At 39.3% G+C, this 1,805-nt stretch carries 3 protein-coding genes; all 3 read left to right on the forward strand.

The annotated features are described in order from the left end of the window. Positions 1 to 389, forward strand: a 389-nt coding sequence (locus AC01FP_RS17365; RefSeq protein ID WP_474481962.1) for a hypothetical protein, incomplete at its 5' end; no start/stop codon positions are given. Between the two features lie 87 nt (positions 390 to 476). Next, entirely contained in the window at positions 477 to 1,346 is an 870-nt protein-coding gene (locus AC01FP_RS17370; protein ID WP_474481964.1) for a glycosyltransferase, read from the forward strand. Then, positions 1,343 to 1,805 (forward strand): hypothetical protein (locus AC01FP_RS17375; RefSeq protein ID WP_474481966.1); only part of this gene is annotated, 463 nt, incomplete at its 3' end. The genes AC01FP_RS17370 and AC01FP_RS17375, both read left to right, overlap by 4 nt.

Consider the following 1,805-nt stretch of genomic DNA (forward strand, 5'->3'; position numbering starts at 1 on the left):
CTTATAATAATATAGGCGTCACTGCTAACAAGTCAATAGTCTTCAAAGGGGGAACTATTTCTCAACTTTTAGTACCATCCGGCGGTGTCGGCTCACCTGTCTTTGGAAATATTGAAGTTAGGTATGTAGGCGGCTCATCTGTGCTAGGCACGATTGCAACAACATCGACAGGGACTTTTACATTCAGTGCCCCAATTGCTCTTAACCTGGGTCAAGAGTTACTATTTACAGGTTCAGGTACTAATTCTTCTGTACGTTTATCAAGCTTTACTGTTGAAGATGCACCAGTGCCACCAGTGCCAGTACCTGGTCCATTGCCCCTTCTAGGCGCAGCTGCTGCATTCGGCTGGAGCAGGAAGCTCCGTAAAAGAATAAAGTTAACTCCCTAATCATTGCTGATAAACTCTCAAGAGCCATCTCAACTTTCTATCTTGTTTCACCGAGACTATCGGTGTTTCCAAGGTGGTCATCTTAAATTGTATGATTATGTCAATCACGTTGACTCCGCAGATTGGCTCACTTCATCTATCTACGTTGCCCCCACCAGCAATAAAGATCATTTGTGGCTAAATCATCCCAATTTAGTTCATAACTATGACCCTTTAAGCGCTGATATTCTTTTTGTAGCTGGCACTGATTGGAGGGCTTTAAGCTCCTTTCCAAATATCGAAGAAGATATTCCTGTTATTAATCTAATTCAACATGTTAGGCACGCTAACCCTTCGCTAGAGCTTTATTCCTATCTTTCTAAAAAGGCCATTCGTATTTGCGTTAGTAATGAAGTAGCTGAAGCTATACGAAGTACTGGAATTTGCAATGGCCCGATCTATACAATTACTAATTGTATAGATCGCGATTTAATGGAGCAATTTAGAACTAATGCCTTTCAACAGAATAAGGTGCTGATAGCAGGCACTAAGCAGCCTAGCCTTGCTAATGAATTGCTAAACCGGCTTTTGGCAAAAAATATTAACGCTTGTTGTCTTGACAGCCACACTGATAGATTAGATTATCTACAAAAAATTAGTAATTCATATATCATCGTCACTCTTCCTAATCAAACTGAAGGTTTTTACCTACCTGCGTTGGAGGCAATGGCGATGGGAAAACCTTTAATTTGTCCAGATTGCATTGGCAATCGTAGTTTTTGTTACGATAGCATTAATTGTCTCATGCCTCCACTCAATATAGCGAGTCTTGAGAACGCCGTACTAAGCCTTCTTGCAAACGCAGATCTTGCCAATAAACTTGCAATGAATGGTCTTTCTCAAAGCCTAGCTCATAATATTCACAAAGAAAGAAGCTTATTCCTTGATCTCCTAAAGAATGTCTGCAATAATCTATGACAAATGATGATTCTTTCTTGAACAATTGCATCATAACTGGCTTGCATAGATCGGGGACTACGCTTATTTGTCACTTATTAAATAAGCTTCCTGACGTTGTAGCATTGGATGAACCTATGGATGTATCGAATTTCATAGATGCGTCTAAAAGTCAAGTCCTTGATATTCTTAATACCTTTTTTCATTCTCAGCGTGATCAAATTCATTTAACTAGACAAGCAAAAAGTAAATCAATGGGAGGTATAGTGCCACCAAATCAGCTCTCGGATATCTCGAAGTCAGGAGTCCGCATATCGGTAGTAGATAGTTATGTTATGAATGTTACGAATGTCAACACTACAAATTTTAGTTTATATATTAAACATCCAGCGGTATTTACAGCCATGCTTCCCTTGCTAGAAAAGCACTTTTCCTGTGTTGTAAGCATTAGAAACCCCTTATCAATTCTTTTATCTTGGA

The sequence above is a fragment of the Cyanobium sp. NIVA-CYA 375 genome (assembly GCF_056108345.1).